Consider the following 24,520-nt stretch of genomic DNA (forward strand, 5'->3'; position numbering starts at 1 on the left):
GGTGCCCATAACAAGATCGAGGTGCCCGCATGTCCGCCAACAGCCTGTCTCTGCAACCGCCCCTGGCCGTCGGTTTCGCCCGTCTGGGCTTCGGCGCCCTGCCGCTGGAGCGCCTCAAGGCCCGCTACGGCAGTGCCGAGAGCGGTTCGCGCTATATCGAGCTGGACGGTTTCAATATCCACTACCGCGACGAGGGCAGCCGCGACAAGCCGGCGCTGGTGCTGATCCACGGCGTGGTCGCCTCGCTGCACACCTGGGACGGCTGGGTGCAGGCCTTCGCCCCGCACTACCGGATCATCCGTTTCGACGTACCGGGCTTCGGCCTCACCGGCCCGGCGCGCGACGGCGAGTATTCGGCCGAGCGCATGATTCGCGTGCTCGGCCTGTTGCTCGACTACCTGCAGGTGGAGCGGGCGGATATCGCCGGCAACTCCCTCGGCGGCTATATCGCCTGGAACTTCGCCCTGGCCCAGCCGCAGCGGGTGAGCAAGCTGGTGCTGGTCGACCCGGCCGGCTACCCCATGGCCAAGGTGCCGTGGATGATCGCCGCCGCCGCGCTGCCCGGCGCCACCCTGGCCATGCCGCTGTGGATGCCGCGTGCGCTGATCGCCCAGGGCATCAAGGAGGTCTACGGCGAGCCGGGGCGGATCAAGCCGGGGGTGGTCGACCGCTACTACGACCTGTCGCGCCGGCCCGGCAATCGCCGCGGCATGATGGATATCTTCCGCGTGCTGCTCAAGGTCAACAGAGAGGAGCTGCACGCCACGCCGCAGCGGGTGGCGCAGATCCAGGCGCCGACCCTGCTGCTGTGGGGCGAGCGCGACCGCTGGATCTCGCCCAAGCACGTGCCGCTGTGGCAGCGCGATTTGCCGGACATCCAGGTCAAGACCTACCCGGGCGTCGGGCACATTCCCATGGAGGAGATAGCCGAGCAGAGCGCGGCCGATGCGATGAGGTTTCTGCTGGGTTGATGCGTCCCGCCACGGTCGGGACGCTCCTGCGAGAGCGGCGGGCGGCCCGACCTGCTTCGACAGGTCGGGTGCGGCCTTCTACCCTGTGCTTTGTCCTCAACAGCAAGGAGTGGCCCATGACCATAGCACTGAGCGTCCAAGGGCTTTGGGATAACTGGCAGCGATCCCAGAGGGACAACAACATCCACGAGCCAGCGGTTCAGCATTATGTGAACATGCTGATTCTCAACCAGCCTCTACCTGCTATCGCGATTGAGAAACTTGTGGACGAGGGCGGGATGATCCGGATTCGTACCGCGGACGGACGGCATCGCCTCACTGCCGCGCATCGACAGAATCAAGCGACGATCGACGTTCTGGATACCGAGATCGCACGATCGGCGAGAGAGATATTCAATCTTTAGCGCTGCGGCGGCGGGCGACCGAGCCCCACCTGGGACTTTCCCCGAGCGATCCAGGGGCTCCTTAGCCCTCTGGAGCAACGACGTTCGGAGCGGAAATATTGAGGGGAGGGCGCTCCTTTTCCGCCGGAGAAAAGGAGCGGGTGGTGTCAGGCCGCGCTGGCCTGGGGCTGCGGCGCGGCGTCGAACTCCTCGCGGGTGGCGTGCAGCAGCGCGAGGTTGTCGTGCTCCCAGGGGTGGAAGCCGTCCTTGAAGAAGTCCAGATAGGTGCCGATCAGCGGGCGGAACACGCCGTCCTTGCCCCACATCCAGCGCAGGCCGTCGCGCCATACGCGCCAGTTCCACAGCAGGCCGTCGACCTTGAGCATATGCGCCAGGCCGCGGGTGGTGTCGAGGACGAAGAAGAAGGTGCCCATCACCATCGCCCGGCGCAGCAGCTTGCGGCTGCCGCACACCTGGTTGTAGACGTCGAAGGCCACCGCCTTGTGCTCGGTCTCTTCCAGCGCATGCCAGCGCCACAGGCGCACCAGGGTCGGATGGGCGCCGGCCATGTGCGCCGGGTTCTTCAGCAGGCCGTCGGCCATGATCGCGGTGATGTGCTCCAGCGCCGCGGTGGCGGCCAGCTGGCGCTCTTGCGAGAACTTCTTCTGGGTATAGCGGATGCGCGCGCGGGCGCGCTTCTCGATGCGCTCGATGTCGTAACCCAGGTCGCGCAGGCGCTGGCTGTATTCCAGGTGCTCGCGACTGTGATGGCCCTCCTGGCCGATGAAGCCGCGGATCTGCTCCTTCAGCAGCGGGTCGTCGATGCGGTCGCGGAACTGGCGCACCGAGTCGATGAAGAAGCGTTCGCCGTCGGGAAACAGCACCGACATGGCATCGAACAGGTGGGTCTTGAAGGCGTCGCCGCCGTTCCAGTGGCGCGGCAGCGGGTTGGGCAGGTCGAAGTCCATGTGTCGGGGGCGGATCTGCAAACCTTCCGGGGTGGTGCTGGCCATAAGGGCTCCCTTGCGCTGATGAAGTGCGACCGACTATGGCGTCAGCGGGCTTACCGGCACAGGTTCGCAACAGCCAATGTTGCAGTCATATCCGGCCATCGACGCTTGGCCAGCGGAAAGTTGGGGAGCGGCGCGCGCGCTACGGCATCAATAAAAAACCGCCCCTAAGGGCGGTTTCTTGTGCGCGGGCCGATCAGGCGCCGGCGTCGAGCTGCAGGCGCTGGTTCGACTGCGCCTGCACTTCACGGTAGCGCTCGGCGTCCTTGGCCAGGACGTCGGCCATGGCCGGGAAGATCTGGTCCAGCTTGCTGCGCCAGTCCGCGGACTGGGCCTGCTCGGGGAAGCAACGACGGATCAGGTCGAGCATGATCGACACGGTCACCGAGGCGCCCGGCGAGGCGCCGAGCAGGGCGGCGATGGAGCCGTCAGCCGCGGCCACCAGCTCGGTGCCGAACTGCAGGATGCCGCCGTTCTTGCTGTCCTTCTTGATGATCTGCACGCGCTGACCGGCCACTTCCAGGCGCCAGTCCTCGGCCTTGGCCTCGGGGTAGAAGCCGCGCAGGGTTTTCAGGCGCTGCTCTTCGGACTGCATCACTTCCTTGATCAGGTAGCGGGTCAGGTCCATGTTGTCGCGCGCCACCGCCAGCATCGGGCCGATGTTATTCGGGCGTACCGACAGCGGCAGGTCGAGGAACGAGCCGTGGCGCAGGAACTTGGTGGAGAAGCCGGCGTAAGGGCCGAACAGCAGGGATTTCTTGCCGTCCACCACGCGGGTGTCGAGGTGCGGCACCGACATCGGCGGCGAGCCGACTTCGGCCTGGCTGTAGACCTTGGCCTGGTGCTTGGCCACCACCTCGGGGTTGTCGCAGCGCAGCCACTGGCCGCTCACCGGGAAGCCGCCGAAGCCCTTGCCTTCGGGGATGCCGGACAGCTGCAGCAGCGGCAGGGCGCCGCCGCCGGCGCCGAGGAAGACGAACTTGGCCTGGATCTGCCGAGTGGCGCCGGTCTGGGTGTCCTTGACGCTGACGCGCCAGCCGTCGTCTTCGCGCTTGAGGTCGGTGACCTTCTGGTTGCAGGTGACCTTGGCGTCCGCCTGGCTGGCCAGGTAGTCGAGCATCTGCTGGGTGACCGCACCGAAGTTGACGTCGGTGCCGGCCTGCACGCGGGTCATGGCCAGCGGCTCGCCGGGGTCGCGGCCGGGGATCAGCAGCGGCGCCCAGTCGGCGATGGTGGCGCGATCCTCGGTGTACTCCATGGCGCTGAAGGCATGGTGCTGGCGCAGGGCCTCGAAGCGCTTCTTGAGGAAGGCGATGCCATCCTGGCCCCGCACGAAGCTCATGTGCGGCACCGGGTTGATGAAGGATTTCGGCGAGTTGATCGCGCCCTTGTCGATCAGGTAGGCCCAGAACTGCTTGGACTCCTCGAACTGGGCGTTGATGCTCACCGACTTCTTGATGTCGATGCTGCCGTCGGCGCCTTCCGGGGTGTAGTTCAGCTCGCACAGCGCGGCGTGGCCGGTGCCGGCGTTGTTCCAGGGGTTGGAGCTTTCCACCGCGCCGGACTCGCGCAGTTCCACCACTTCCAGCGTGATGCCGGGATCGAGTTCCTTGAGCAGCACGCCCAGGGTCGCGCTCATGATGCCGGCGCCGACCAGCACCACATCTACGCTTTGGTAATCGTTATGCGCCATTAACCTCACTCCAAGAAATACTGCACCAGATTGACGGCCTGTCGGCCTGCTAGGGCGATGCCGGTGGACTCAGACGCAGTGCCTGGTCGCGCGGCCGGGAGGGTTAAGGCTGGGATTTGCGGACGCAAAACTGTTCATTTATTCGCCACACTCTTGTGAAGTTGTAAAAACCGTTTTTTCACGCTCTTTTGGAGCGGTGAACCTCAAAAGCTCGTCTGCCTCGGCGCGCTTCTAGCCCGCGCAGGTCATGCATTGCATGGCTGCAATCGGCTCTGCGTATGGGCTTAAAGCGGCTGGCCGGAAACGGCAGCGCGAAGTGGGCGACTCTCTGGGGCGGGAGCGATGACCTAGCATCGGCGAGGTGGTGCGGCCCGATCAGGAGACGTCCTTATAATCGGGGCGCGATTATAGCGGTGAATGAGGCGAAATTGATCGCCCTGCGTGACTTTTCTTCTTCCGTCGGTCAGGCCGCCAACGGCCGGGCGTCTGCTGCATGCGTGACGACCGGTGTGACGCGCACGCCGGCGGGCAGCGGCGCCCCCAGCCAGCAGGGGCGCGACTCGCTCACCTCGACCCAGCCGGCCTGCTGCGGATGCGCCTGCGCCTGACGCAGCGCGCGACAATGCCCCTGGGCGTCGAGCCAGGCGAAATGACGCAGCGGGCGGCGGGGGCTGAACAGGCGGCGCAGCAGCGACATGGCGAAAACTCCGGCGGATGGGCTGGCGTCCTTTATGCCGTACGGCGGTGACAGGCTGATGACAGGAACCGCAGACCGGGGCTGGCAGTCCGATACTGCGAGTGCTGTCGGCGCCAGTCGCCGCTGGGTATACTACCGGCCACTTTTTCAACCCCTCTTGGAGAGATGAGCATGTTGCACCGCGCGTTGTTCGCCTTGCTTGCCGCCGCCAGCCTGACCCTGGCCGGTTGCGCCCACAGCCCTCAGCAACTCAGCCCGCAACCCAAGCTCACCAGCGCGCTGACCGCGGTCGGTCAGGGCCAGCCGGTGGTGGTACGGGTGGTCGACGGGCGTCCGTCGCCGAACCTCGGCACCCGCGGCGGGCTGTATCCGGAAACCAGCGCCATCAGCGTCAGCAGCGAAGCCATCCTGCCCAAGCTGCAGGCCGAGGCCGAGGCCGCGGTACGCCTGCTCGGCTTCACCCCGTCGAGCAACGCCTACAACGCGCCGCAGCTGACCCTGACCCTGGCCGAGCTGAAGTACCAGTCGCCCAAGGAAGGCCTGTACGTCACCGAGGCCGACATCACCGCCTCCATCCGCGCCGACGTGCAGGGCGCCAGCCGCCGCTACAGCGGCCGTTACGGCGCCTCGCTGAACCAGCGCTTCGGCATGGCGCCGAACCAGCAGACCAACACCAAGCTGGTCAGCGACGTGCTCAGCGACGCCCTGACCCGTGCCTTCAAGGATCCGACCATTGGTCAGGTGCTGCTGCAGTAACGCAGAGCCCCGACACGAAAACGCCCCGCATTGCGGGGCGTTTTCATTTCTGCGCACGCTTCAGGCAGCCTGCTCGTAGAGCTCCGGCAGGCTCATGCCGGTGCGGTTGTCGATGTCTGGCAGGTCGTAGTGTTCGTGACCGCCCAGGGCGCAGTAGACCAGCCAGTGGTGGTCCTGCACGTTGAAGGAAAGTTCGTCGACCACTGCGTCCACTTCATCCAGCGAGTCGATCAGGTAGTCGCGATCCAGCGGTTGTGGGTTGAGCATGGCAGGTCCTCCGCGGACATTAAGGGTAAGGCTCCACTGCAGGTCGTGACTGCGTGGTCAGGATGAGAGATACAAACCCTAGGCCAGGGATATGACAGTTTTCAGACGATTTCGGGATAGCCGCCGCGTTCGTCGGAAACGAACCTTATAAAACATGGATTTCAGTACACTGCGCGACGACTTTCGACGGCCGGAACGGGCGCTGCTGCACCTCATTTTCGGCGTGAATCCCCATTCTGGTGCGGCGACGGCGTCGCTGCACCGAGCTGATCCTGAGGTGTTGCATGTCGCTGCAGATGTTGTGGTCGCTGTTCCTCGCCCATCCGGCCGTGGCGATGAATGCGCTGGCATTGTTTTTCGGCCTGGCCGGCGCCTGGCTGTGCCTGATGACCCGCCTGCGCGAGCAGCGCGGCCAGGCCCGCATGCTGGCGCAGGGCGAACTGGAAAGCCTGAGCGCCGAGGCCGAGACGTGCGACGAGCGCACCCTGCGCATTAATCGCTTCTTCTACCGCTTCGGCGGCGCCTGCCTGGCAGCGGCGCTGCTGCTGTCCTGGTTCAGCACGCGGCTGTAATGGGCGACAGATACGAAAACGGCAGCCCTCGGGCTGCCGTTTTCCTTTGTGGCGGGGTCTTTCAGAGCGGCAGGCCGGCCTTGATCCGGTACTGGTTGCGCACCGGGTTGGCGTATTGCAGCACCAGGTAGGCTTGCTCCTCGGCGCTGCAGGCGGCCAGGCGCCTGTTCCACTCAGCCTCGGCCTTGGCCAGTTCGTCGGCGGCGAACAGCTCGCGGGCGGCGGGCACGGCCAGCTCCGGGTCGCGCTGCGCCCACATGGCATAGGCCAGGTAGTGCACCGGGAACAGGCGGTACTGGCCGAGAATCTGCCGGTCCAGTTCCTGGGCCAGCTGCTTGGTGTCGTCCAGACCTGCGACCGGGGCGCCGAAGTGCAGGTGGACGCGACCCTTGTAGCCGGTGATGCCGAGGGCGATGCTGGCGTCGTCCTCGCCGGGCGCCTTGGTGTAGCTGCCGGTGGCGGCACGCACGCTCAGCTCGCGGGCCTTGGCCAGGTCGCAGGGGTCGTACTCGTAGCTGATCGACACCGGGATCAGGTTGAGCGAGTCGATCACCGCGGCGAACGGCTCGTCCTTGCGGCTCATGTGGAACATCTTGAGGATCGCCGAATCGGTGCGGTCGTCGCCGTCCTTGGCGCGGCCTTCGGCCTGGGCGATCCAGATCGACTCGCCGTCCTCGCGGATCGAGTGGTTGATATAGGCCGAGAGCAGCTGGTAGGCCGCCAGCTTCTCGCGCCGGCCGCTGATCGAGCGGTGCACGATGAAGCTCTTGTTCAGGCGCATCAGGTCGCCGACGAAGGGCTTCTGCAGCAGGTTGTCGCCGATGGCGATGCGCGGCGTCTGCAGGCCGGCGTGGTACACCGCGTAGTTGACGAATGCCGGGTCCATGACGATGTCGCGGTGGTTGGCCAGGTACAGGTAGGCCTTGCCCGGTTGCAGGTGCTCGAGGCCGGAGTAGGTGATGCCGTCGCTGGCGCGCTCGATGCTGCGGTCGACGTAGGGCTCGATCTTCTCCTGTAGCTTGGCCACCGAGTCGATGCCGGCGAACTCGCTGCGCAGGCGCGCGGCGATCAGCGGCTTGAGCAACCAGCCGAGCGGCCCGGCCAGGCGCGGGAAGCGAAAGCGGGTGAGGGTGCCGAGAAAGGCCGGGTCGGCGAGCAGGCGCGCCAGTACGGGGCGTACTTCTGCGTCGGCATAGGGTCGGATGGCATCGAATGCGCCCATCATGCTCTCTTGTTGTAGAACGGCTATGGTTGAAATGAGGTGCTGAACGAAAACGCCTGGCGAACAGGCCAGCAATAGACCGGCGATTATACCGCCAAGTCACAAGGAGGCCGCGATGCTGGAAACCGAGGCCTATTTCTGCCCCTACTGCGGCGAGCCGGCCGAAGCCGTGCTCGATCTGTCGGCGGGTGATCAGTCCTATATCGAGGATTGCCCGGTGTGCTGCCGACCGATCCTGTTCGAGCTGCGCACCGACGGCGTCGACTGGCAACTGGAGGTTCGCGGGGAGAACGACTGATGCAACGAATCTACGAGCCGGAGAATCTGCTGGAGGGCGAGATGCTGCTGGGCATGCTGGCCAGCGAGGGTATCGAGGCGCATCTGCTCGGCCAGCACCTGGTCGGTGCGGTGGGCGAGTTGCCGGTCTGCGGGCTGCTCGCGCTGCTGGTAGCCGACCATGACGCCGAGCGGGCACGCGCGCTGATCGGGGCGTACAATGCCGCGCAACCTCTGCCCGGCGACGAGCCGGAATCCTTCCAGGGCGTGCTGCTGTGCTGACGCGCCCCTGCCTACCTGTCGAGTTGCCGCATGTGTGGACGCTACGCCCTGTTTCGCTGGTCGCCGGCCCTGGCGGCCTTGCCCGGTTTTCCCACCGATCAGCAGCCGCACTGGAATATCGCGCCGAACGGCCAGGTGCTGCTGTTGCGTGCCGGCGCCGCCGGGACTGAAGCCGCCGCGGCGCGCTGGGGCTTGACCCCGGCCTGGCTCAAAGACCTGTCGAAGACCCCCGCGCATGCCCGCGCCGAGACCCTGGCCGAGCAACCGATGTTCCGCGAACCCCTACGCCTGCGCCGCGGCCTGCTGCCGGCCAACGGTTTCTACGAATGGCGCGGCGCAGCGCGCAAGCGCCCGTACTGGATGACCAACGCCGATTCGCTGCTGTATTTCGCCGCGCTGTGGGAGGTCTATCCGGTCGGCGGGCACGAGTACCTGAGCGTGGCGCTGATCACCCAGGCAGCCGCCTCGCAGCGCCGCCCGCTGATTCTCGACGAGCAGGAGCGGGCCCTGTGGCTGAGCGGCGAGACCGGGCTGGAGCAACTGCAGGCGCTGCTGGCCAGGCCCCAGGGCGGTCTGCGCGAGCGCGCCCTGGCCACCCTGGTCAACGACCCCAAGCTGGATGCGCCGGAGTGCCTGACCCCGGCCTGAGCTCGCCAGGCCCCTAGGGTGCGTCGTGTTTCTCCGCCGCCTGCCAGAGCACCTCGGCGATGCCCTGGCGCTTGCCGATCAGGCGCGCGGCGACGAACAGCAGGTCGGAGAGGCGGTTGACGTAGGCCAGACCCTCGGCGCGCAGCGGTTCCACCGCGTTGAGGTGCTGGCAGCGGCGTTCGGCGCCGCGGGCGACGCTGCGGCATAGATGGGCCTGGGCCACCAGGCGCGAGCCGCCGGGCAGGATGAAGTTCTCCAGCGGGCCGACCTCCTCGTTCCAGCAGTCGATGGCCGCCTCCAGGCGCTGCACTTCGCTGGCCTGCAGGGCCTGGTAGTCGGGCATCGCCAGTTCGCCGCCGAGGTCGAACAGGCGGTGCTGACAGGGCGCCAGCACCGCGGCGATTTCCTGCAAGCCCGGCCACCTAGCCTCGCCTTCGGCCAGCTCGGCCAGCAGCAGGCCGAGCTGGCTGTTGAGCGTGTCCAGCTCACCCATGGCCTCGATGCGCGGGTGGTCCTTGGTCACCCGGCGGCCATCGGCCAGGCCGGTCTCGCCCTTGTCGCCGGTGCGGGTGTAGATCTTGGAAAGGCGGTAGCCCATGTTCAGAGTCCTGTGCTGTCGGGAGCGGGGGCCAGCGGCAGGCGCAGGGTGAAGCAGGTGCCCTGGCCGGGCTTGGATTGCACTTCCATCTGCCCCTTGTGGTTGTTGGTGACGATGAAATAGGACACCGCCAGGCCCAGGCCGGTGCCCTGGCCGACTTCCTTGGTGGTGAAGAACGGCTCGAAGATGCGCTTGCGCACGGCCTCGCTCATGCCGGTGCCGTTGTCCTCGACCTGCAGTTCGGCCCAGTTGCCGACCTGGCGCGTACGCAGGGTGATGCGCCCGGGTTCGTCGGGCGCGCTGCGCTGGTGGATGGCCTGGGCGGCGTTCTTCAGCAGGTTGAGCAGCACCTGCTCCAGCTCGTTGGCGGTGGCGGCCACCGCGCCCAGCTGCGGGTCGAAGTCGCGGACGATGTGCAGCGCCTTGAAGTCGAAGCTGTCGGTGAGGTCGAAGTCGTTGCCGGCGATCTCCAGCGCCTGGTCGATCAGTGCCGGCAGCTGGCAGGGCGCCAGTTGCCGGTCGCTGCGCCGGCTGAAGCTGAGCATATGGCTGACGATCTTCGCGGCGCGCTGGCCGGCCTGCTGGATGCCGTCGAGCAGACGCGGCACCTCGCGGGCCTCGAGGTAGCGGTCGATGCTTTCCAGGCAGACGCCGACCTGCTCGGCCTGTTCGCGGTTCTTTTCCAGTTCCGGCGACAGGCGCCGGCGGATGTTCTGCACGTTGTGCAGGATGGCGCCGAGCGGGTTGTTGATCTCGTGCGCCATGCCGGCGGCCAGGCCGCCGACCGAGAGCATCTTCTCCGACTGCACCATCATTTCCTCCAGCGCCAGGCGCTGGGTGATGTCGTCGATGCGGATCACCGCGCCGCGTCCGGCACCGCCCATCAGCGGGTAGAAGGTCAGGGCATAGTGGCGCGGCTCCTCGTCCTTGTGCCAGGTGACCCGCTCGATCTTCTCCACCTTGTGCTGTTCGGCGGTGCGCTTGAGCTGTGGCAGGAAGGGCTTGAGCGGCGGGAAGGCGAGGAACACCGGCTGGTTCAGCGCCTCGTCCAGGCGCGTGCCGGAAAGCGCGCTGGCCTCCTGGTTCCATTGGGTGACGTAGAGCTGCTCGTCGAGGGCGATCAGCGCCGAGGGCATGGAGTCGATGATGCTGTTGAGGTAGTTCTGGAAACCGGTGAGCTTTTTCTCGATCTTGCTGCGCACCTGCACCTCCAGCTCCAGCTTGCGGTTGGAGTGGCGGGTTTCCTCGGCCAGGCTCTGCGCCCGGTCGAAGGCGGCCTGGGCGTCGTCGCGGGCGCGGCTGAGCTGCTGCTCGCGCGCCTCCATGCGCATCAGCATGGTGTTGAAGGCGTCGGCCAGGCTGCCGATCTCGTCCTGGTTGCCGCGGGCGGCGCGCAGGGCGTAGTTCTCCTCGCGGGTGACCTGGCGCGACAGCTCCTCCAGCTTGCGGATCGGCCTGGTCACCAGGCGCCTGATCTGCCGCGCCACCAGCAGCCAGAGCAGCACGCTGAGCGCCAGGATCGCCAGGCTGGCGGTCAGGGTGCCGGTGTAGAAGGCGCCGGGCAGTTCGCTGGAGGCCACCAGCAGCAGGGCGCCGGGGCGGCCGCTGGGGTGCGGCAGCTCGACCAGGTGGTTGGCGCGAAAGGCGGTCTCGCGCCAGTGCGGCAGCTGGCTGAGCTGCAACGGCACCTGCAGTTTCTCGCCGCGCTGCAGCTGCGCCAGGCTGACCCCGTTGCTGTCGTAGATCACCGCCGCGCGCAGCGGCGCGTAGTCGTCCAGGCGCTTGAGCAGGGCTTCGGCGGAGGCCGGCGAGTGCAGCGCCTCCTTGCTCAGCGCCGGACTGGCGATCAGCCGCCCGAGGGTGTGCAGGGCCTGCGGCGCCATGCTCTCCTGGGTGATCCAGTAGGCGGCGCTGATAAAGGCCAGGTTGGCGATCAGCAGCACCGCGGCGAGCAGCACCAGCAGCGCGGCGAGCAGCTTGCGGCCGACCGGCAGGTTGTCGAGGTGCTGACGCAGTCGCATGTGGCTATCGCTGTGACGGGCGGGAAGGGCAGGTTAGCGCGGGCGGGCGGCCATTGCCATGGCGGGATCGGGCGGCTGCGCACAGGTCGTGGGGTGGACATGCCGCAGCCCGGCTTGTCCACGGGGGCGGGCGCTGGTGGACAGGGCCGTCAGTCCAACGGCAGGCCGCGTGTACCGAGGTGCGCCAGCAGGCGCTGCTGCAGGTGCTGCAGGTGCGGCAGCTGCAGGTCATGGCGGCGGGCGGTGGCGCAGGCATGGCCGAGCAGGTAGGCGATCTCGGTGCGGCGGCCCTGGGCCACGTCCTGGTGCATGGAGGAGTAGTTGGCCGCGGTGGCTTCTATCACCCGCTGCACTTCCTCGTGCAGCTGCTCGGCCGCCGCCGGCTGGCCGCAGCGCTGCAGCAGCTCGCTCAGCTCGGCGCAGAGCGTGGCGACCTCGGCCGGGTGTTCGCGCAGGCCGCCGTTGCGGCAGTCATGGAGCACGGTCAGCGGGTTGATCGCGCAGTTCAGCGCCAGCTTGCGCCACAGCCGGGCGAGGATGTCCGGGCTCCACTGATGGGGAATGCCGGCGCGTTCGAGCTCGTCGAGCCAGGGCGGCGGCAGCGGGTCGGCCGGATCGCCCAGCCAGGTGTGGCCGTTGCCGGCGAACACCACCTGGAAGTCGGCCTGGCGAAACGCACCCTCGGTACTGGAGGCGAACAGGCAGCGCTGCTGCGGCAGGCGCTGGGCCACCGCGTCCTGGCTGCCCAGGCCGTTCTGCAGCAGCAGCAACTCGCCATCGGCGGCCAGGCGCGGCGCCAGTTCGGCGGCTGCGGCCTCGGCATCGTAGGCCTTGCAGGCCAGCAGCAGGCGGTGGATCGGCGCATCGGCCTGCGGCAGTTCGGCGGGGATGGCGTAGCGGCGGGCTGCGCCGCGCTCGACCAGGGTCAGGCCGCCGGCCTGCTGGTAGGCCGCCAGGCGTTCGCGGTTACGCAGGATCAGCCGTACTGGCAGGCCGGCGCGGGCCAGGCGGGCGGCCCACAGGCTGCCCAGGCTGCCGGCGCCGAGAACGTGCCAGGTCACAGCAGCGGCAGGCGCATGGCGGCGACCCGGCCGCTGGCGTAGGACTCGGCCAGTAGGCCTTCGGCATGGCGGATCAGCTGTTCCGGATCGGTGGGCAGGGCCTTGGCGTCCAGGCCCACCAGGCTGATGCCGGCCTTGAGCGTGACAAAGCCTTCGCTGGTCTTGAACGCCTTGAGGTTGAGGCCCTCGTGCAGGCGCTTGAAGCTGCTCGGCGAGCATTCGTGGAGGTCTTCGAGCAGGGTGATCAGGCCGAAGTGGTTGTCGTCCAGGCGGGTCAGCACGTCCAGCGGCCGCACCAGTTGCTGCAGGCGCCGGGCCACGCCGTGCAGCAGCTCGTTGTAGAAGCGGTCGCCGAACTTGCGGTGCAGCTGGCCGGCCTCTGGCAGGCCGATCAGCAGGTAGCACACCGCGCCGCCGCGCGACTCCACCTGGCGCAGGCTGTCGGCCAGCTTCTGCCGCAGGTAGCGCGGGTTGCCCAGGCCGGTGAGCGGGTCGACCAGGTTGCGCCGCTCCAGGCTGGCGATGTTCTGCGTCAGCAGGCGGTTTTCCTGCAGCAGGCGCTGCAGGGTGTTGCACAGACGGTCGGCGGCGTAGACGCGCGGCACCAGTTGCTCGTTCATCGCCGCCTTGCTGATGAAGTCGTCGACGCCGCGATCGAAGGCCTCGCCCAGCACGTTCTCGCCCTCTTTGCCGGTGAGCAGGATGACGTAGGTGTAGTGATCGGCCGTCTCGTCCAGCTGGCGCACCCGCGCGGTCAGCTCCAGGCCGTCTATCTCGGGCATCAGCCAGTCGGCCAGAAGTACGCTGGCGGGACGCTCTTCGAGCAGCTGCAGGGCCTCGGCGGCGCTACTGGCGAAGCGCACGTCCTGGTAGCCGGCCTGGCTCAGGGCGCGACCGATCATGGCGCTGGAGAACTTGGCGTCGTCCACCACCAGGATGCTGAGATGGGGGTTGGGCATGGGCAGGCTCGCGACAGAGAGGAAGGACGCCAAACGGCGTGGATCAGTCCGGTTATAATGGGCCCGCCATAGTTATCGTCAAGTCAGGCGCGTTCACTCCGTGAAGGGGATCGCGCCGTCCATCAGGAGCAAGCCCATGCCTTCGTTCGACGTGGTGTCGGAACTGGACAAACACGAACTGACCAACGCGGTCGACAATGCCGTCAAGGAACTCGATCGCCGTTTCGATCTGCGCGGCAAGTGCAGCATCGAAAGCAAGGACAAGACCCTCACCCTGACCGCCGAAGCCGAGTTCATGCTCGAGCAGGTGCTCGACATCGTGCGCAGCAGCCTGATCAAGCGCAAGATCGACTGTCAGTGCATGGAAGCCAAGGAGGCCTACGCCTCCGGCAAGGTGATGAAACAGGAGGTGACCTTCCGCGAGGGCATCGACAAGGAGCTGGCGAAGAAGATCGTCGCCCATATCAAGGACGCCAAGCTCAAGGTGCAGGCCGCCATCCAGGGCGAGCAGGTGCGCATCACCGGCAAGAAGCGCGACGACCTGCAGGAGGCCATCGCCCTGCTGCGCGGTCACGACTTCGGCATGCCGCTGCAGTACAACAACTTCCGCGATTGAACCTTTGCCGCTTAGCGGCGTCGCAACGCAGGGTTGATAGCATTCTGACCGCCATGGCCTGCCATGGCGGTGTCGTTTCATGCACAGGAAAGGAGTACCCCATGGAGATGAACGTCGACGAACTGGTGAAGCTCTCGGAGGCCTGGCTGCCGGTGGTGCTGGAGTACAGCGGCAAGCTGACCCTGGCGCTGATCACCCTGCTGATCGGCTGGTGGCTGATCGGCCGGCTGACCGCCAGCATCGGTCGTCTGCTCGAGGCGCGGCGCGTGGATCGGGCGCTGAGTAGCTTTATCGGCAGCCTGGTCAGCATAGTGCTGCGCATTCTGCTGCTGATCAGCGTGGCCTCGATGATCGGCGTGGAGACCACCTCCTTCATCGCCATGATCGGTGCCGCCGGTCTGGCCATCGGCCTGGCCCTGCAGGGCAGCCTGGCCAACTTTGCCGGCGGCGTGCTGATCATGCTGTTCCGCCCGTTCCGCGCCGGCGACTGGATCGAGGCGCAGGGCGTGGCCGGTAGCGTCGACAGCATCCAGATCTTCCACACCACGCTGAAGACCGCCGACAACAAGGTGGTCATCGTGCCCAACGGCAGCCTGTCCAACGGCCACATCACCAACTATTCGCGCGAACCGCGCCGGCGTGCCGACATCAATATCGGCATCGACTACTCCAGCGACATCAAGCGCGCCCGCGAAGTGCTGCTGGAGATCGCCAAGGACCCGCGCGTGCACCTCGATCCGGCGCCGGTGGTGTTCGTCACCGGTCTGGGCGACAGCGCGGTCAACCTGTCGCTGCGGGTGTGGGTGGCCACCGCCGATTTCTGGCCGGTGACCTTCGAGTTCACCGAGCTGGCCAAGGAGCGCCTGACCGCCGCCGGCATCGGCATCCCCTTCCCGCAGCGGGTGGTGCACCTGGCCAAGGCCGACTGAGGCGTAGCGGATGGAAAAAGCCCCGGCAGGTCCGGGGCTTTTTTCTGTCTGTCGTTCAGGCCTTCTCCGCCGGCGCTACCGGCGTGTCGCCGTTGGGCTGGCGGCGGTCGCGGCCCCACTGCAGGGCGATCAGGATCAGCGTGGGGATGCCGAGCAGCGCCGTGGCGAGGAAGAAGTGGGCGTAGCCGAGCTTCTCCACCATCACCCCGGAGTAGCCGCCGATCAGGCGCGGCAGCAGCAGCATGATGGAACTGAGCAGGGCGTACTGGGTGGCGGAGAACTTCAGGTTGGTCAGGCTCGACAGGTAGGCGACGAAGGCCGCGGTGGCCAGGCCGGCGCTGAAGTTGTCGCAGCTGATGGTGACGATCAGCATGTTCAGGTGCGGGCCCATGCCCACCAGCAGCATGAACAGCAGGTTGGTGGCCGCCGAGGCGAAGGCGCCGATCAGCAGGATCGGCATGATGCCGAAGCGCACGATCAGCAGGCCGCCCATGCCGGCGCCGAGCAGGGTCATGACCAGGCCGAACAGCTTGCTGACGCTGGCGATCTGATCCTTGGAAAAGCCCTGGTCGATATAGAAGACGTTGGCCATCACCCCCATCACCGTGTCCGACAGCCGGTAGGTGGCGATCAGGCCCAGCAGCAGCAGGGCCTGCCAGCGGTAACGCAGGATGAAGTCGTTGACCGGGGTCAGCACCGGCGCCAGGCTGCGCCGGCCCATGGCCGACAGGCACAGCGCGGTGAGGATGGTGTAGAGCAGGGCACGCAGGAAGGCGCGGTCCTCCAGCAGCAGGTCGAGCAGGCTGGCCTCGCCGCGCAGGACGCTGGCGAAGTCGGTGTGGAAGAACTGGGTGAACATCGCCGGCACCGACACCAGCAGCACGATCAGCACCAGCACCGAGAGGATCTGCCGCACGAAGCCGTACTTGGCCGCCGCCAGCTGGGTCTTCAGCGGCACCGGCGGCTCGCGCATCCACAGGCTGGTGAGCAGGCCCGGCAGCATCAGCAGGGCGAACACCAGGTAGGTGCCGGCCCAGGCGCCGTGCTTGTACAGCTGCGCGGTGGAGCCGAAGCCCTCGGCGAAATACAGCGCGCCGGCGGTGGCGAGCAGCGCGGCGACCCGGTAGCCGGCCATGTAGGCGGCGGCCAGGGCGGCCTGACGGGTGTCGTCGACGATCTCCAGGCGGTAGGCGTCCACCGCGATGTCCTGGGTGGCCGAGGCGAAGGCCACCAGCACCGCCAGGGCGATCAGCCAGCTGAGCTGGGTCTGCGGGTCGAAGCTGGCCATGCCGACCAGACCGACGGCGATCAGGCTCTGTGCCAGCACCAGCCAGGAGCGGCGCCGGCCCAGCTTGCCCAGCAGCGGCAGGCGCCACTGGTCGAGCATCGGCGCCCACACCCATTTGAAGGCGTAGGCCAGGCCGATCAGGCTGGCGAAGCCGATGGTCTCGCGCGCCACGCCGGCTTCGCGCAGCCACACCGACAGGGTGGAGAACACCAGCATGTAAGGCAGGCCGGCGGCGAAGCCGAGCAGGAGCAGTGCCAGGGTGGCGGGGCTGGCATAGGTGGCGAGGGCTTCTCGCCAGGATTTGCGTGGCATCGGGCTCGAATCTGGGGAACGGGTGATAGGGCGCACTCTAACCGCTGTGCTCCATCGGGCGCCAGCCGTGCCGACGGATATCCACCCGTTCGTTCAGGATACTGATGCCTTCGGCGCGCAAGCGCGCGCGCTGCTCGTTGCCCGCCGGCGTTCCGGCGCCCAGGCTCAGGCGTCCGCCGGCGCCGAGCACCCGATGCCAGGGCAGCGCGGTGCCCTCCGGCAACTGGCCGAGGGTGCGCCCGACCCAGCGCGCGGCGCGACCCAGGCCGGCCAGTCGGGCCAGCTCGCCGTAGCTGATCACCTTGCCCGCCGGCACCTGCGCCAGTACCAGGTACAGCGCCTCGCGCCGGGCCTCGGCGCTTGCCGGTGGCGGGGCCGGCCATGCAGACTCTGCCGGGTCCACTGTGCCCCTATGGGTTGTCCTCGTCATGCTGCCACGCCTGTTGTTCGCCTTCGTCCTTTATACCCTGGCCGCACCGCTGTGGGCCGACACCGTGTGGCTCGACAACGGCGACCGCCTCAGCGGCGAGATCGTCCTGCTCGACGGCGGCAAGCTGGCGCTGAAGACCAAGTACGCCGGCCAGGTGCTGATCGACTGGAAGGATATCGACACCCTGAGCTCGGACAAACCCCTGCTGCTGCGCCGCCAGGGCTTCGACAGCGAGCTGAGCAAGACCCTGGCGGCGGCCGGCGCCGGCATGGTGCGGGTGGAGGGCGAGCGCAGCCAGGTGCTGCCGCTGGCCGAGATCACCCGCCTGGTGCCGCCGCGGCCGCTGCTGGAGGATCGCGTCTGGGAAGGCAATCTCGACGCCAAGCTGGATATGGAGCGCAACGACAGCAAGGTCGACGAGTGGAAGCTCAAGGGCAACACGCGCGTCGAACATGGGCGCTGGCGCCATGTGCTGAGCGGCGAGCTGGAGCACGAGACCAAGAACGGCGAGAAGGTCGACGACAACTGGGAGCTGGAGTACGACCTCGACCGCTTCTTCACCGAGCACTGGTTCTGGCGGGTGGGGGGGGAGCAGCGCGAGGACGAGTTCGAGTCCATCGAGCGCCAGCGCATCCTCGGCACCGGGCCGGGCTACCGCTTCTGGGACGACGAGCTGGGCCGCTTCGACCTGATCGCCCAGTTCAACCGGGTGCGGCTGGAGTCGGACATCGTCGATCTGGCCTTCGACACCACCTCGCTGGAGCTGGACTACAAGCGCCTGCTGTGGGGCACGCGGCTGGAGTTCTATGCCAACGCCGAGCTGCAGATGCCGCATATCGACGCCATCGACTACGTGCTCGACAGCGAGTTCGGCCTGCGCTACCGCCTCAACCAGTGGGCGCGGCTGTCGCTGCTGTACGAGCTCGACCAGTTGCGCGGCCAGGGCCAGACCATCTCGGATCGCCATTACCTGATCGGCGTCGGCGTGGGCTGGTGATGCCGCCCCGCGGAGTGCCGCCCGGCGGAAACAGCTGAACTCTGCCGGCCGATGCCGGTCAGCTCTTGCTCTGGCGTCGGGCTTGCGCATAATGCCCGGCTTTTTGCCCCATCAGAGCTCAGTTGTCCTCGTTATGTCGCGTTCGCTACCGCTTTCCCTGCTCAGCCTGAGCCTCGCCCTGCTCAGCTCCACCGCCGCCGCCGACACCGTCTGGCTGAAGAACGGCGACCGCCTGACCGGCACCATCAAGTTCTACGACGGCAACAAGTTGCTGCTCCAGACCGACTATGGCGGCGCCATCGCCCTGGACTGGAAGAAGATCGCCACCCTGGAGAGCGAGCAGGCGCTGCTGATCAAGCAGGACGACTTCAATGGCGAGCGCGCCAAGTCGCTGCAGGCCGCCGAGCCGGGCAAGGTGACACTGGCCAATGGCGACGTGCCGAAGACCGTGGAGTTGAGCGAGATCGCCCAGATCATCAAGCCCAAGCCGCTGGTGGAGGATTTCACCTGGAAGGGCAACGTCGACCTGGCGCTGGACTACAAGCGCGCCGAGAGCGACACCGACGACTACGACGTCGACGTCAAGACCCAGGCCCGCCACGGCTGGTGGCGGCACAACGCGCAGGCCGAGTACAACCGCGAGCTGAAGGACGATGTGGTCAGCACCGACAACTGGAGCGCCGAGTACGCCCTCGACCGCTTCCTCACCGAACAGTGGTTCTGGCAGGGTCGCTTCGAGTACAAGCGCGACCGCATCGAGGAGCTGGAGCGTCAGCGCACCCTGGGTACCGGTCCCGGTTACCAGTTCTGGGACAACGAACTGGGCGCCTTCTCCATCGCCACCCTGGCCAACCGCAGCGACTACGTCTACAGCAACGGCGAGCAGGACCGCTTCTACGCGCTCAGCGTCAAGTGGGACTACAACCGCTACCTGATCGGCAAGGCGGTGGAACTGTTCAGCGTCGGCGAGGTGGGCAAGCCGCTGGAAGGCGTCGCCGACTACACCCTGGATGCCGAGGTCGGCCTGCGCTACAAGGTCACCGACTGGGCCTCGCTGAACATGAAGGCGGAAAAGGACATCGTCAGCGGTGCCGAGGGCGAGCTGGACGAGACCCGTTACAGCCTGGGCTTCGGCGTCGGCTGGTAAGCGCCCGGCGCAGTGGTCGAGTACGAAAAAGCCCGCGATAGTCGCGGGCTTTTTTCGTGGGGGCGACTCAGTCGGTCTCTTCGAGGCTTTTGTTATTCCAGCCGGCGCCGCCGGGGAGCAGCAGGTTGAGCAGCAGGGCGCTGACGGCGCACAGGGAAATCCCCGACAGGGCGAATTCCTTGCCACCGATCACCATGCCGCCGATGCCGAATACCAGGGTGACCGAGACGATGATCAGGTTGCGCGCCTCGGACAGGTCGACCTGGTGGCGGATCAGGGTGTTGAGGCCGACCACCGCGATGGAGCCGAACAGCAGGCAGAGGATGCCGCCCATCACCGGCACCGGAATGCTCTGCAGGGCGACGCCGAACTTGCCGACGAAGGCCAGGGCGATGGCGAACAGCGCGGCCCAGGTCATGATCTTCGGGTTGTAGCTCTTGGTCAGCATCACCGCGCCGGTCACTTCGGCGTAGGTGGTGTTGGGCGGGCCGCCGAACAGGCCGGCGGCCGAGGTGGCCAGGCCGTCGCCGAGCAGGGTGCGGTGCAGGCCCGGCTGTTTGACGAAGTTCTTGCCGGTGACGCTGCCGATCGCCACCACGCCGCCGATATGCTCGATGGCAGGCGCCAGCGCTACCGGCACCATGTACAGGATGGCGCCCCAGTGCAGCTCGGGCGCGACGAAATTGGGCAGCGCCAGCCAGGGCGCGCTCGCCACCGCGCTGGTGTCGATCACCCCGAGCACGGCGGCGATCAGGCAGCCGACGGCGATGCCGGCAAGGATCGGCACCAGGCGGAAGATGCCGCGGCCGAGCACGGCGACCAGCAGGGTGGTGAGCAGCGCCGGCATCGAGATCAGCATGGCGGTGGCATAGGGCACCAGCTCGACGCTGCCGTCGCCGGCCTTGCCCATGGCCATGTTCACCGCCACCGGCGACAGGGCCAGGCCGATGGAGATGATCACCGGGGCGATCACCACCGGCGGCAGCAGGCGGTCGATGAAGCTGGGGCCGCGCAGTTTGACCAGCACCGAGAGCAGGATGTAGACCAGGCCGGCCGCCATCACCCCGCCGAGCACCGCCGGCAGGCCGAACTCGCCCTTGGCCGCCAGAATCGGCGCGATGAAGGCGAAGCTGGAGGCGAGGAACACCGGCACCTGGCGTTTGGTCACCAGCTGGAACAGCAGGGTACCGAGGCCGGCGGTGAACAGCGCGACATTGGGGTCCATGCCGGTGATCAGCGGCATCAGCACCAGGGCGCCGAAGGCCACGAAGAGCATCTGCGCGCCGGAGAGGCCCTGGCGCCAGAGCGGATCCTTGAATTCCGTTTGCGACATGTTCAGGCGTCCTTCTGCTTGGTGCCGAAGATCTTGTCGCCGGCATCGCCCAGGCCGGGGATGATGTAGCCGTGCTCGTTCAGGCGTTCGTCGATCGAGGCGGTGAAGATGGTCACGTCGGGGTGGGCCTTCTCGACCGCTTTGATGCCCTCGGGCGCGGCGACCAGCACCATGGCGCGGATGTCCTTGCAGCCGGCCTTCTTCAGCAGGTCGATGGTGGCGACCATGGAGCCGCCGGTGGCCAGCATCGGGTCGATGATCAGCGCCAGGCGCTCGTCGATCTCCGGTGCCAGTTTCTCCAGGTAGGTGTGCGCCTCCAGGGTTTCCTCGTTGCGCGCCACGCCCACGGCGCTGACCTTGGCCCCGGGGATCAGGCTGAGCACGCCGTCGAGCATGCCGATGCCGGCGCGCAGGATGGGCACCACGGTGATCTTCTTGCCGGCGATCTTCTCCACCTGCACCGCGCCCGCCCAGCCCTGGATCTCGTAGCTTTCCAGCGGCAGGTCGTTGGTCGCCTCGTAGGTCAGCAGCGCGCCCACTTCCTGGGCCAGTTCGCGGAAATTCTTGGTGCTGATGTCGGCGCGGCGCATCAGGCCGATTTTGTGACGGATCAGCGGGTGGCGGATCTCGCGAGTGGGCATGGGCTGGAATCTCCAACTGGGCTCTGGGAAAAATCGCGTTAGATTAAAGCATTGCTCATGCCAGGTGGTGGGTGACTGATGGGTCAGCACACCGCGCGAGCGGCCTCGGCTACGCTGGTCAGGCGAGGCTTGGCAAGTGCGACGCAGGTCTGTACCTTTGCCCGCTTTTATTTGACTGATCGCTCAGCTTTTGCCGCCGATCGCCGCTCATTTCATCAGCCCGACCAAGAGAGAACGCCCCATGTCCGCCGATCTCGCGCACATCCGCCAAGTCATGGCGGAAGCCGACTGCCTGTTCACCGAAGCCGAGGTGGAAGCGGCCATCGACCGCGTCGCCACCCAAATCAACGCCGAACTGGCCGAACGCAACCCGGTGGTGTTCTGCGTGATGAACGGCGGCCTGATCTTCTCCGGCAAGCTGCTGCCCAAGCTGGCCTTCCCGCTGGAGGCGTCCTACCTGCACGCCACCCGCTACCGCAACGAGACCAGCGGCGGCGAGCTGTTCTGGAAGGCCAAGCCGGAAGTCTCCTTTATCGATCGCGACGTGCTGATCATCGACGACATCCTCGACGAAGGGCACACCCTCGGCGCGATCATCGACTTCTGCCGCCACGCCGGCGCCCGTGCGGTGCACACCGCGGTGCTGATCGACAAGGAACACCAGCGCAAGGCACGCCCGGACCTCAAGGCCAACTACGTCGGCCTGCACTGCATCGACCGCTATATCTTCGGCTACGGCATGGACTACAAGGGCTACTGGCGCAACGCCGCCGGCATCTACGCGGTCAAGGGGCTGTAAGCGCGTTCTGCGCCCGGATTTCATCCGGGCTACGGCTCCAGGCCTTCTCCCAGCCAGCGCAGCGCCTTCTGCCGCGCCTGCGCCAGATCGCGCACGTAGGCCAGTTCGCCGGCGCGCCGGTGCACCCCGGCGCGGCGCAGTTGCAGGCGCACCTGCGCGGTCGGGCCGCTGAGGATCAGCGCCACGCCCTGCTGGCGGTAGTCGCGCAGCACGTTGTCCAGCGCGGCGATGGCGGTCATGTCCAGCAGCGGCACCGCGCTGATATCGACTATCACCACGCGCACCCCCGGGGTGAAGCGGCGCAGCACGCTCAGTGCCTTCTCCGCCGCGCCGAAGAACAGCGGCCCGCGAATGGCGTAGGCCAGCACGTGCTCGGGCAGATCCTGCAGGGCCTGGCGCTGCTGCCGGCTCAGCGCGGCGGTGTCGGTCAGCTCGCTCATGCGCTTGATGAACAGCCCGGCGGCCAGCAGCAGGCCGACACCGACCGCCAGCACCATGTCGAACAGCACCGTCAGCAGCAGGCAGGTGAGCAGCACCAGCACGTCGCCGCGCGGGGCGATGCGCAGGGTGTGGGCCACATGCTGCGGTTCGCTCATGTTCCACGCCACCACCAGCAGCAGGGCCGCCAGCGCCGCCATCGGCAGGTAGCTGAACAGCGGCGCCAGCAGCAGGATCGCCGCCAGCACCACGCCGGCGTGAATCAGCGCCGCCAGCGGCGAGAAGGCGCCGGCGCGCACGTTGGCGGCGGTGCGGGCGATGGCCGCGGTGGCGGTGATGCCGCCGAAGAAGGGCGCGGCCAGGTTGCCCAGGCCCTGGCCGATCAGCTCGGCATTGGGGTCGTGCTTGCTGCCGCTCATGCCGTCGGCGACCACGGCGCAGAGCAAGGATTCGATGGCACCGAGCATGGCGATGGCGAAGGCCGGCGCCAGCAGCTGGCGGACCAGCTCGAAGGACAGCACCAGCGGCTGGCCGTCCGCGCCGGGCAACTGCCAGGGCAGGCTCGGGCTGGGCAGCAAGGGCGGGATGCCGGGGTGCTCGATGCCGTCGAGCGTATAGCTGAAGCGTTCGCCCAGGGTCGCCACCGGCAGGCCGAGGTGTTCCAGGGCGAGGGCCAGCAGGGCGCCGACGGCCAGGGCGACCAGATGCGCGGGAATCTTCGGCGCCAGGCGCGGCCACAGCAGCAGGGTGGCCAGGCAGATGGCGCCGACCAGGCTGTCGCCTGGCTGCAGGCTGGGCAGCGCGCTGGCCAGCAGGGCGAGCTGCTGCAGCAGGTGCTGTGGGGTTTCGGCCAGTTCCAGGCCGAGCAGGTCCTTGAGCTGCAGGATGGCGATGACGATGCCGATGCCGGCGGTGAAGCCCAGGGTCACCGGATAGGGCACGAACTCGATCAGGCGGCCGGCGCGCAGCAGGCCCAGGGTGATCAGGATGACGCCGGCCAGCAGAGTGCACAGCAGCAACCCGCCCAGACCATATTGCTGGGTGATCGGCAGCAGGATCACCACGAAGGCCGCGGTGGGCCCGGAGATGTTGAAGCGCGAGCCGCCGCACAGGGCGATCAGCGGCGCGGCGATCAGCACGGTGTACAGGCCGTGTTGCGGCGCCACGCCGACCGCGATGGCCAGCGCCATGGCCAAGGGGATGGCGATGATGCCGACCGTCAGCCCGGCGCTCAGGTCGCCGCGCAGGGCCTTCCAGGAGTAGCCGGCGCGCAGGGTCTGGCGCCAGGCGGCGAACAGCGGCAGGGAGTGGCGTGGCATGGTGGCTCCGGGATGGCTCGGCGCATTATAGGAGCGGCGCGCCGTGCGGCGGCATGACCTAGGTCGGCTGTTGCGTCGAATGTTCGCGTGCTAGCCTGCTCGGCTGCGCGTTGAGCCGCGCGCGGCGCGGCGGTAAACTGCCGGCCCTCTGTAATGCTGGCGGGAGCGGGCGATGCGTAAAGACAAGAAGCAGGTGATTGGCGAAGAAATCAGCGACGACTCGATCAAGCTGTTCCTGGCGGTGGAGCCGGCCGACGCCACGCCACCCTCGCTGCACAAGCTGATCAAGGCCTATCGCGGTCTGCGTATCGACGACTTCGAGCGTTTCGTCGGCTTCTTCGTCGCCGCCGGCTACGACCTGACGGCTACCGACGCGCAGGGCCACGACTTCGTCGCCCTGATCCAGGATCAGCGCAACGCCGAACCCTATATCGAGGTGATCAAGGCCGCGCGCGCCGGCTGATCCTATAGTCGGGCGGGCATGCCGAAGGCTTGTCCGTCCTGCGGTTTGCCTTTCTTCCAGGCAATAAAAAACCGGCCACGGGGGCCGGTTTTTCAAGAACCTGTCGCGATTAGGCGGCAGCAGCTTCGCCCAGCGCCTTGATGTGCGCGTTCAGGCGGCTCTTGTGACGAGCGGCTTTGTTCTTGTGGATGATGCCCTTGTCGGCCATGCGGTCGATGACCGGAACGGCCAGGGTGTAGGACGACTTGGCAAGCTCGAGGTCTTTGGCGTCGATAGCCTTGACCACGTTCTTGATGTAGGTACGGACCATGGAGCGCAGGCTGGCGTTATGGCTACGGCGCTTCTCAGCCTGTTTGGCGCGTTTTTTGGCAGAAGGTGAGTTGGCCACCGTC

The 24,520-nt window shown here is 67.2% G+C and carries 28 protein-coding genes; 13 read left to right on the plus strand and 15 right to left on the minus strand.

Annotated elements, in window-relative coordinates; genetic code table 11:
* Positions 1–29: 29 nt before the first annotated feature.
* Positions 30–971 carry an alpha/beta fold hydrolase gene (locus ACIGFL_RS03105; RefSeq protein ID WP_397496110.1) on the plus strand — a complete coding sequence of 314 codons (942 nt, stop codon included), beginning with the start codon at positions 30–32 and terminating at the stop codon, positions 969–971.
* A 116-nt stretch (positions 972–1,087) separates the two neighbouring features.
* A complete protein-coding gene (locus ACIGFL_RS03110) occupies positions 1,088–1,375 on the plus strand; it encodes a hypothetical protein (RefSeq protein WP_021446069.1) in 288 nt (95 codons plus the stop codon).
* A 146-nt stretch (positions 1,376–1,521) separates the two neighbouring features.
* Here ACIGFL_RS03110 and ACIGFL_RS03115 read toward each other — a convergent pair whose 3' ends face one another.
* The 3 genes from ACIGFL_RS03115 to ACIGFL_RS03125 form a co-directional block, all read right to left on the minus strand.
* Positions 1,522–2,367 (minus strand): metal-dependent hydrolase, encoded by an 846-nt coding sequence (locus ACIGFL_RS03115; RefSeq protein WP_122108242.1) that lies wholly within the window; start codon positions 2,365–2,367, stop codon positions 1,522–1,524.
* Between the two features lie 193 nt (positions 2,368–2,560).
* The gene (mqo, locus tag ACIGFL_RS03120; RefSeq protein ID WP_021446067.1) at positions 2,561–4,057 is read right to left on the minus strand and encodes a malate dehydrogenase (quinone); all 1,497 of its coding nucleotides are present in this window, start codon (positions 4,055–4,057) and stop codon (positions 2,561–2,563) included.
* Between the two features lie 463 nt (positions 4,058–4,520).
* Entirely contained in the window at positions 4,521–4,754 is a 234-nt protein-coding gene (locus ACIGFL_RS03125; RefSeq protein WP_021446066.1) for a hypothetical protein, read from the minus strand.
* Between the two features lie 171 nt (positions 4,755–4,925).
* Here ACIGFL_RS03125 and ACIGFL_RS03130 point away from each other — a divergent pair, with 171 nt between their 5' ends.
* Positions 4,926–5,510 (plus strand): YajG family lipoprotein, encoded by a 585-nt coding sequence (locus tag ACIGFL_RS03130; RefSeq protein ID WP_021446065.1) that lies wholly within the window; start codon positions 4,926–4,928, stop codon positions 5,508–5,510.
* Between the two features lie 60 nt (positions 5,511–5,570).
* On the opposite strand, the gene ACIGFL_RS03135 is transcribed toward ACIGFL_RS03130, so the two are convergent.
* Positions 5,571–5,777: a hypothetical protein gene (locus tag ACIGFL_RS03135; RefSeq protein WP_021446064.1), complete on the minus strand. Its 207-nt coding sequence runs from the start codon at positions 5,775–5,777 to the stop codon at positions 5,571–5,573.
* A 284-nt stretch (positions 5,778–6,061) separates the two neighbouring features.
* On the opposite strand from ACIGFL_RS03135, the gene ACIGFL_RS03140 reads away from it, so the two are divergent.
* On the plus strand, positions 6,062–6,349 hold the full coding sequence (locus tag ACIGFL_RS03140) for a hypothetical protein (RefSeq protein ID WP_122108245.1): 288 nt from the start codon (positions 6,062–6,064) through the stop codon (positions 6,347–6,349).
* Positions 6,350–6,410: 61 nt separating this feature from the next.
* Here the strand turns inward: ACIGFL_RS03140 and ACIGFL_RS03145 are convergent, their stop codons facing one another.
* A complete protein-coding gene (locus ACIGFL_RS03145) occupies positions 6,411–7,574 on the minus strand; it encodes a 1-acyl-sn-glycerol-3-phosphate acyltransferase (protein WP_051365833.1) in 1,164 nt (387 codons plus the stop codon).
* Between the two features lie 112 nt (positions 7,575–7,686).
* Here ACIGFL_RS03145 and ACIGFL_RS03150 point away from each other — a divergent pair, with 112 nt between their 5' ends.
* The 3 genes from ACIGFL_RS03150 to ACIGFL_RS03160 are packed head-to-tail and all read left to right on the plus strand — an operon-like array spanning position 7,687 to position 8,777.
* On the plus strand, positions 7,687–7,869 hold the full coding sequence (locus tag ACIGFL_RS03150; RefSeq protein ID WP_021446061.1) for a CPXCG motif-containing cysteine-rich protein: 183 nt from the start codon (positions 7,687–7,689) through the stop codon (positions 7,867–7,869).
* A complete protein-coding gene (locus ACIGFL_RS03155; RefSeq protein WP_021446060.1) occupies positions 7,869–8,129 on the plus strand; it encodes a DUF2007 domain-containing protein in 261 nt (86 codons plus the stop codon). Before ACIGFL_RS03150 ends, ACIGFL_RS03155 begins: the two co-directional genes overlap by 1 nt.
* 30 nt (positions 8,130–8,159) lie before the next feature.
* Positions 8,160–8,777, plus strand: coding sequence for an SOS response-associated peptidase (locus ACIGFL_RS03160; protein ID WP_122108246.1), 618 nt, complete (start codon positions 8,160–8,162; stop codon positions 8,775–8,777).
* A gap of 13 nt (positions 8,778–8,790) precedes the next feature.
* Here ACIGFL_RS03160 and ACIGFL_RS03165 read toward each other — a convergent pair whose 3' ends face one another.
* From ACIGFL_RS03165 to ACIGFL_RS03180, 4 genes are all read right to left on the minus strand, one after another.
* A complete protein-coding gene (locus ACIGFL_RS03165; RefSeq protein WP_021446058.1) occupies positions 8,791–9,375 on the minus strand; it encodes a cob(I)yrinic acid a,c-diamide adenosyltransferase in 585 nt (194 codons plus the stop codon).
* A 2-nt stretch (positions 9,376–9,377) separates the two neighbouring features.
* Positions 9,378–11,396, minus strand: coding sequence for an ATP-binding protein (locus tag ACIGFL_RS03170; RefSeq protein WP_397496111.1), 2,019 nt, complete (start codon positions 11,394–11,396; stop codon positions 9,378–9,380).
* Positions 11,397–11,545: 149 nt separating this feature from the next.
* On the minus strand, positions 11,546–12,457 hold the full coding sequence (locus ACIGFL_RS03175; RefSeq protein WP_397496112.1) for a putative 2-dehydropantoate 2-reductase: 912 nt from the start codon (positions 12,455–12,457) through the stop codon (positions 11,546–11,548).
* The gene (locus ACIGFL_RS03180; RefSeq protein ID WP_021444164.1) at positions 12,454–13,416 is read right to left on the minus strand and encodes a response regulator; all 963 of its coding nucleotides are present in this window, start codon (positions 13,414–13,416) and stop codon (positions 12,454–12,456) included. The genes ACIGFL_RS03175 and ACIGFL_RS03180 overlap by 4 nt, the downstream gene beginning before the upstream one ends.
* A 136-nt stretch (positions 13,417–13,552) precedes the next feature.
* Between ACIGFL_RS03180 and ACIGFL_RS03185 the strand changes: the two genes are divergently transcribed.
* Both ACIGFL_RS03185 and ACIGFL_RS03190 read left to right on the plus strand, forming a co-directional pair.
* Positions 13,553–14,032, plus strand: coding sequence for a YajQ family cyclic di-GMP-binding protein (locus ACIGFL_RS03185; protein ID WP_021444165.1), 480 nt, complete (start codon positions 13,553–13,555; stop codon positions 14,030–14,032).
* A 101-nt stretch (positions 14,033–14,133) separates the two neighbouring features.
* Complete coding sequence (locus tag ACIGFL_RS03190; RefSeq protein WP_021444166.1) at positions 14,134–14,961, plus strand: mechanosensitive ion channel family protein; 828 nt, start codon at positions 14,134–14,136, stop codon at positions 14,959–14,961.
* 55 nt (positions 14,962–15,016) lie between these two features.
* On the opposite strand, the gene ACIGFL_RS03195 is transcribed toward ACIGFL_RS03190, so the two are convergent.
* Together ACIGFL_RS03195 and ACIGFL_RS03200 are read right to left on the minus strand one after the other, a co-directional pair.
* Positions 15,017–16,561: an AmpG family muropeptide MFS transporter gene (locus tag ACIGFL_RS03195; RefSeq protein ID WP_397496113.1), complete on the minus strand. Its 1,545-nt coding sequence runs from the start codon at positions 16,559–16,561 to the stop codon at positions 15,017–15,019.
* Positions 16,562–16,598: 37 nt separating this feature from the next.
* The gene (locus ACIGFL_RS03200) at positions 16,599–16,991 is read right to left on the minus strand and encodes an MGMT family protein (RefSeq protein WP_122108250.1); all 393 of its coding nucleotides are present in this window, start codon (positions 16,989–16,991) and stop codon (positions 16,599–16,601) included.
* Between ACIGFL_RS03200 and ACIGFL_RS03205 the strand changes: the two genes are divergently transcribed.
* The gene (locus ACIGFL_RS03205; RefSeq protein ID WP_021441760.1) at positions 16,990–17,988 is read left to right on the plus strand and encodes a DUF481 domain-containing protein; all 999 of its coding nucleotides are present in this window, start codon (positions 16,990–16,992) and stop codon (positions 17,986–17,988) included. The genes ACIGFL_RS03200 and ACIGFL_RS03205 overlap by 2 nt on opposite strands.
* 133 nt (positions 17,989–18,121) lie before the next feature.
* On the plus strand, positions 18,122–19,135 hold the full coding sequence (locus tag ACIGFL_RS03210; protein WP_397496114.1) for a DUF481 domain-containing protein: 1,014 nt from the start codon (positions 18,122–18,124) through the stop codon (positions 19,133–19,135).
* A gap of 67 nt (positions 19,136–19,202) precedes the next feature.
* Here the strand turns inward: ACIGFL_RS03210 and ACIGFL_RS03215 are convergent, their stop codons facing one another.
* Entirely contained in the window at positions 19,203–20,468 is a 1,266-nt protein-coding gene (locus tag ACIGFL_RS03215) for a uracil-xanthine permease family protein (RefSeq protein WP_397496115.1), read from the minus strand.
* 2 nt (positions 20,469–20,470) lie between these two features.
* On the minus strand, positions 20,471–21,109 hold the full coding sequence (upp, locus tag ACIGFL_RS03220; protein WP_397496116.1) for a uracil phosphoribosyltransferase: 639 nt from the start codon (positions 21,107–21,109) through the stop codon (positions 20,471–20,473).
* 241 nt (positions 21,110–21,350) lie between these two features.
* Here upp and ACIGFL_RS03225 point away from each other — a divergent pair, with 241 nt between their 5' ends.
* A complete protein-coding gene (locus tag ACIGFL_RS03225; RefSeq protein ID WP_397496117.1) occupies positions 21,351–21,908 on the plus strand; it encodes a hypoxanthine-guanine phosphoribosyltransferase in 558 nt (185 codons plus the stop codon).
* A 29-nt stretch (positions 21,909–21,937) separates the two neighbouring features.
* Here the strand turns inward: ACIGFL_RS03225 and dauA are convergent, their stop codons facing one another.
* Entirely contained in the window at positions 21,938–23,665 is a 1,728-nt protein-coding gene (gene dauA, locus ACIGFL_RS03230; RefSeq protein WP_397496118.1) for a C4-dicarboxylic acid transporter DauA, read from the minus strand.
* A 172-nt stretch (positions 23,666–23,837) separates the two neighbouring features.
* Between dauA and ACIGFL_RS03235 the strand changes: the two genes are divergently transcribed.
* Positions 23,838–24,128, plus strand: a complete 291-nt coding sequence (locus ACIGFL_RS03235) for a PA4642 family protein (protein WP_021441754.1) — start codon at positions 23,838–23,840, stop codon at positions 24,126–24,128.
* A 109-nt stretch (positions 24,129–24,237) separates the two neighbouring features.
* Here the strand turns inward: ACIGFL_RS03235 and rpsT are convergent, their stop codons facing one another.
* The gene (gene rpsT / locus ACIGFL_RS03240; RefSeq protein WP_021441753.1) at positions 24,238–24,516 is read right to left on the minus strand and encodes a 30S ribosomal protein S20; all 279 of its coding nucleotides are present in this window, start codon (positions 24,514–24,516) and stop codon (positions 24,238–24,240) included.
* Positions 24,517–24,520 lie beyond the last annotated feature (4 nt).

Source organism: Pseudomonas sp. NPDC077649 (assembly GCF_044542855.1).
Taxonomy (GTDB): domain Bacteria; phylum Pseudomonadota; class Gammaproteobacteria; order Pseudomonadales; family Pseudomonadaceae; genus Aquipseudomonas.

What these genes read in the sequence shown, in the direction of transcription:
- ACIGFL_RS03215 (WP_397496115.1), bottom strand. Translation starts at nt 20,468, where the DNA reads ATGTCGCAAACGGAATTCAAGGATCCGCTCTGGCGCCAGGGCCTCTCC.
- ACIGFL_RS03210 (WP_397496114.1), top strand. Translation starts at nt 18,122, where the DNA reads ATGTCGCGTTCGCTACCGCTTTCCCTGCTCAGCCTGAGCCTCGCCCTG.
- ACIGFL_RS03130 (WP_021446065.1), top strand. Translation starts at nt 4,926, where the DNA reads ATGTTGCACCGCGCGTTGTTCGCCTTGCTTGCCGCCGCCAGCCTGACC.
- ACIGFL_RS03190 (WP_021444166.1), top strand. Translation starts at nt 14,134, where the DNA reads ATGGAGATGAACGTCGACGAACTGGTGAAGCTCTCGGAGGCCTGGCTG.
- ACIGFL_RS03225 (WP_397496117.1), top strand. Translation starts at nt 21,351, where the DNA reads ATGTCCGCCGATCTCGCGCACATCCGCCAAGTCATGGCGGAAGCCGAC.
- ACIGFL_RS03170 (WP_397496111.1), bottom strand. Translation starts at nt 11,396, where the DNA reads ATGCGACTGCGTCAGCACCTCGACAACCTGCCGGTCGGCCGCAAGCTG.
- upp (WP_397496116.1), bottom strand. Translation starts at nt 21,109, where the DNA reads ATGCCCACTCGCGAGATCCGCCACCCGCTGATCCGTCACAAAATCGGC.
- ACIGFL_RS03155 (WP_021446060.1), top strand. Translation starts at nt 7,869, where the DNA reads ATGCAACGAATCTACGAGCCGGAGAATCTGCTGGAGGGCGAGATGCTG.
- ACIGFL_RS03115 (WP_122108242.1), bottom strand. Translation starts at nt 2,367, where the DNA reads ATGGCCAGCACCACCCCGGAAGGTTTGCAGATCCGCCCCCGACACATG.
- ACIGFL_RS03195 (WP_397496113.1), bottom strand. Translation starts at nt 16,561, where the DNA reads ATGCCACGCAAATCCTGGCGAGAAGCCCTCGCCACCTATGCCAGCCCC.
- ACIGFL_RS03135 (WP_021446064.1), bottom strand. Translation starts at nt 5,777, where the DNA reads ATGCTCAACCCACAACCGCTGGATCGCGACTACCTGATCGACTCGCTG.
- ACIGFL_RS03140 (WP_122108245.1), top strand. Translation starts at nt 6,062, where the DNA reads ATGTCGCTGCAGATGTTGTGGTCGCTGTTCCTCGCCCATCCGGCCGTG.
- ACIGFL_RS03160 (WP_122108246.1), top strand. Translation starts at nt 8,160, where the DNA reads ATGTGTGGACGCTACGCCCTGTTTCGCTGGTCGCCGGCCCTGGCGGCC.
- mqo (WP_021446067.1), bottom strand. Translation starts at nt 4,057, where the DNA reads ATGGCGCATAACGATTACCAAAGCGTAGATGTGGTGCTGGTCGGCGCC.
- ACIGFL_RS03165 (WP_021446058.1), bottom strand. Translation starts at nt 9,375, where the DNA reads ATGGGCTACCGCCTTTCCAAGATCTACACCCGCACCGGCGACAAGGGC.
- dauA (WP_397496118.1), bottom strand. Translation starts at nt 23,665, where the DNA reads ATGCCACGCCACTCCCTGCCGCTGTTCGCCGCCTGGCGCCAGACCCTG.
- ACIGFL_RS03180 (WP_021444164.1), bottom strand. Translation starts at nt 13,416, where the DNA reads ATGCCCAACCCCCATCTCAGCATCCTGGTGGTGGACGACGCCAAGTTC.
- ACIGFL_RS03235 (WP_021441754.1), top strand. Translation starts at nt 23,838, where the DNA reads ATGCGTAAAGACAAGAAGCAGGTGATTGGCGAAGAAATCAGCGACGAC.
- ACIGFL_RS03150 (WP_021446061.1), top strand. Translation starts at nt 7,687, where the DNA reads ATGCTGGAAACCGAGGCCTATTTCTGCCCCTACTGCGGCGAGCCGGCC.
- ACIGFL_RS03185 (WP_021444165.1), top strand. Translation starts at nt 13,553, where the DNA reads ATGCCTTCGTTCGACGTGGTGTCGGAACTGGACAAACACGAACTGACC.
- ACIGFL_RS03125 (WP_021446066.1), bottom strand. Translation starts at nt 4,754, where the DNA reads ATGTCGCTGCTGCGCCGCCTGTTCAGCCCCCGCCGCCCGCTGCGTCAT.
- ACIGFL_RS03205 (WP_021441760.1), top strand. Translation starts at nt 16,990, where the DNA reads ATGCTGCCACGCCTGTTGTTCGCCTTCGTCCTTTATACCCTGGCCGCA.
- ACIGFL_RS03200 (WP_122108250.1), bottom strand. Translation starts at nt 16,991, where the DNA reads ATGACGAGGACAACCCATAGGGGCACAGTGGACCCGGCAGAGTCTGCA.
- ACIGFL_RS03145 (WP_051365833.1), bottom strand. Translation starts at nt 7,574, where the DNA reads ATGATGGGCGCATTCGATGCCATCCGACCCTATGCCGACGCAGAAGTA.
- ACIGFL_RS03110 (WP_021446069.1), top strand. Translation starts at nt 1,088, where the DNA reads ATGACCATAGCACTGAGCGTCCAAGGGCTTTGGGATAACTGGCAGCGA.
- ACIGFL_RS03105 (WP_397496110.1), top strand. Translation starts at nt 30, where the DNA reads ATGTCCGCCAACAGCCTGTCTCTGCAACCGCCCCTGGCCGTCGGTTTC.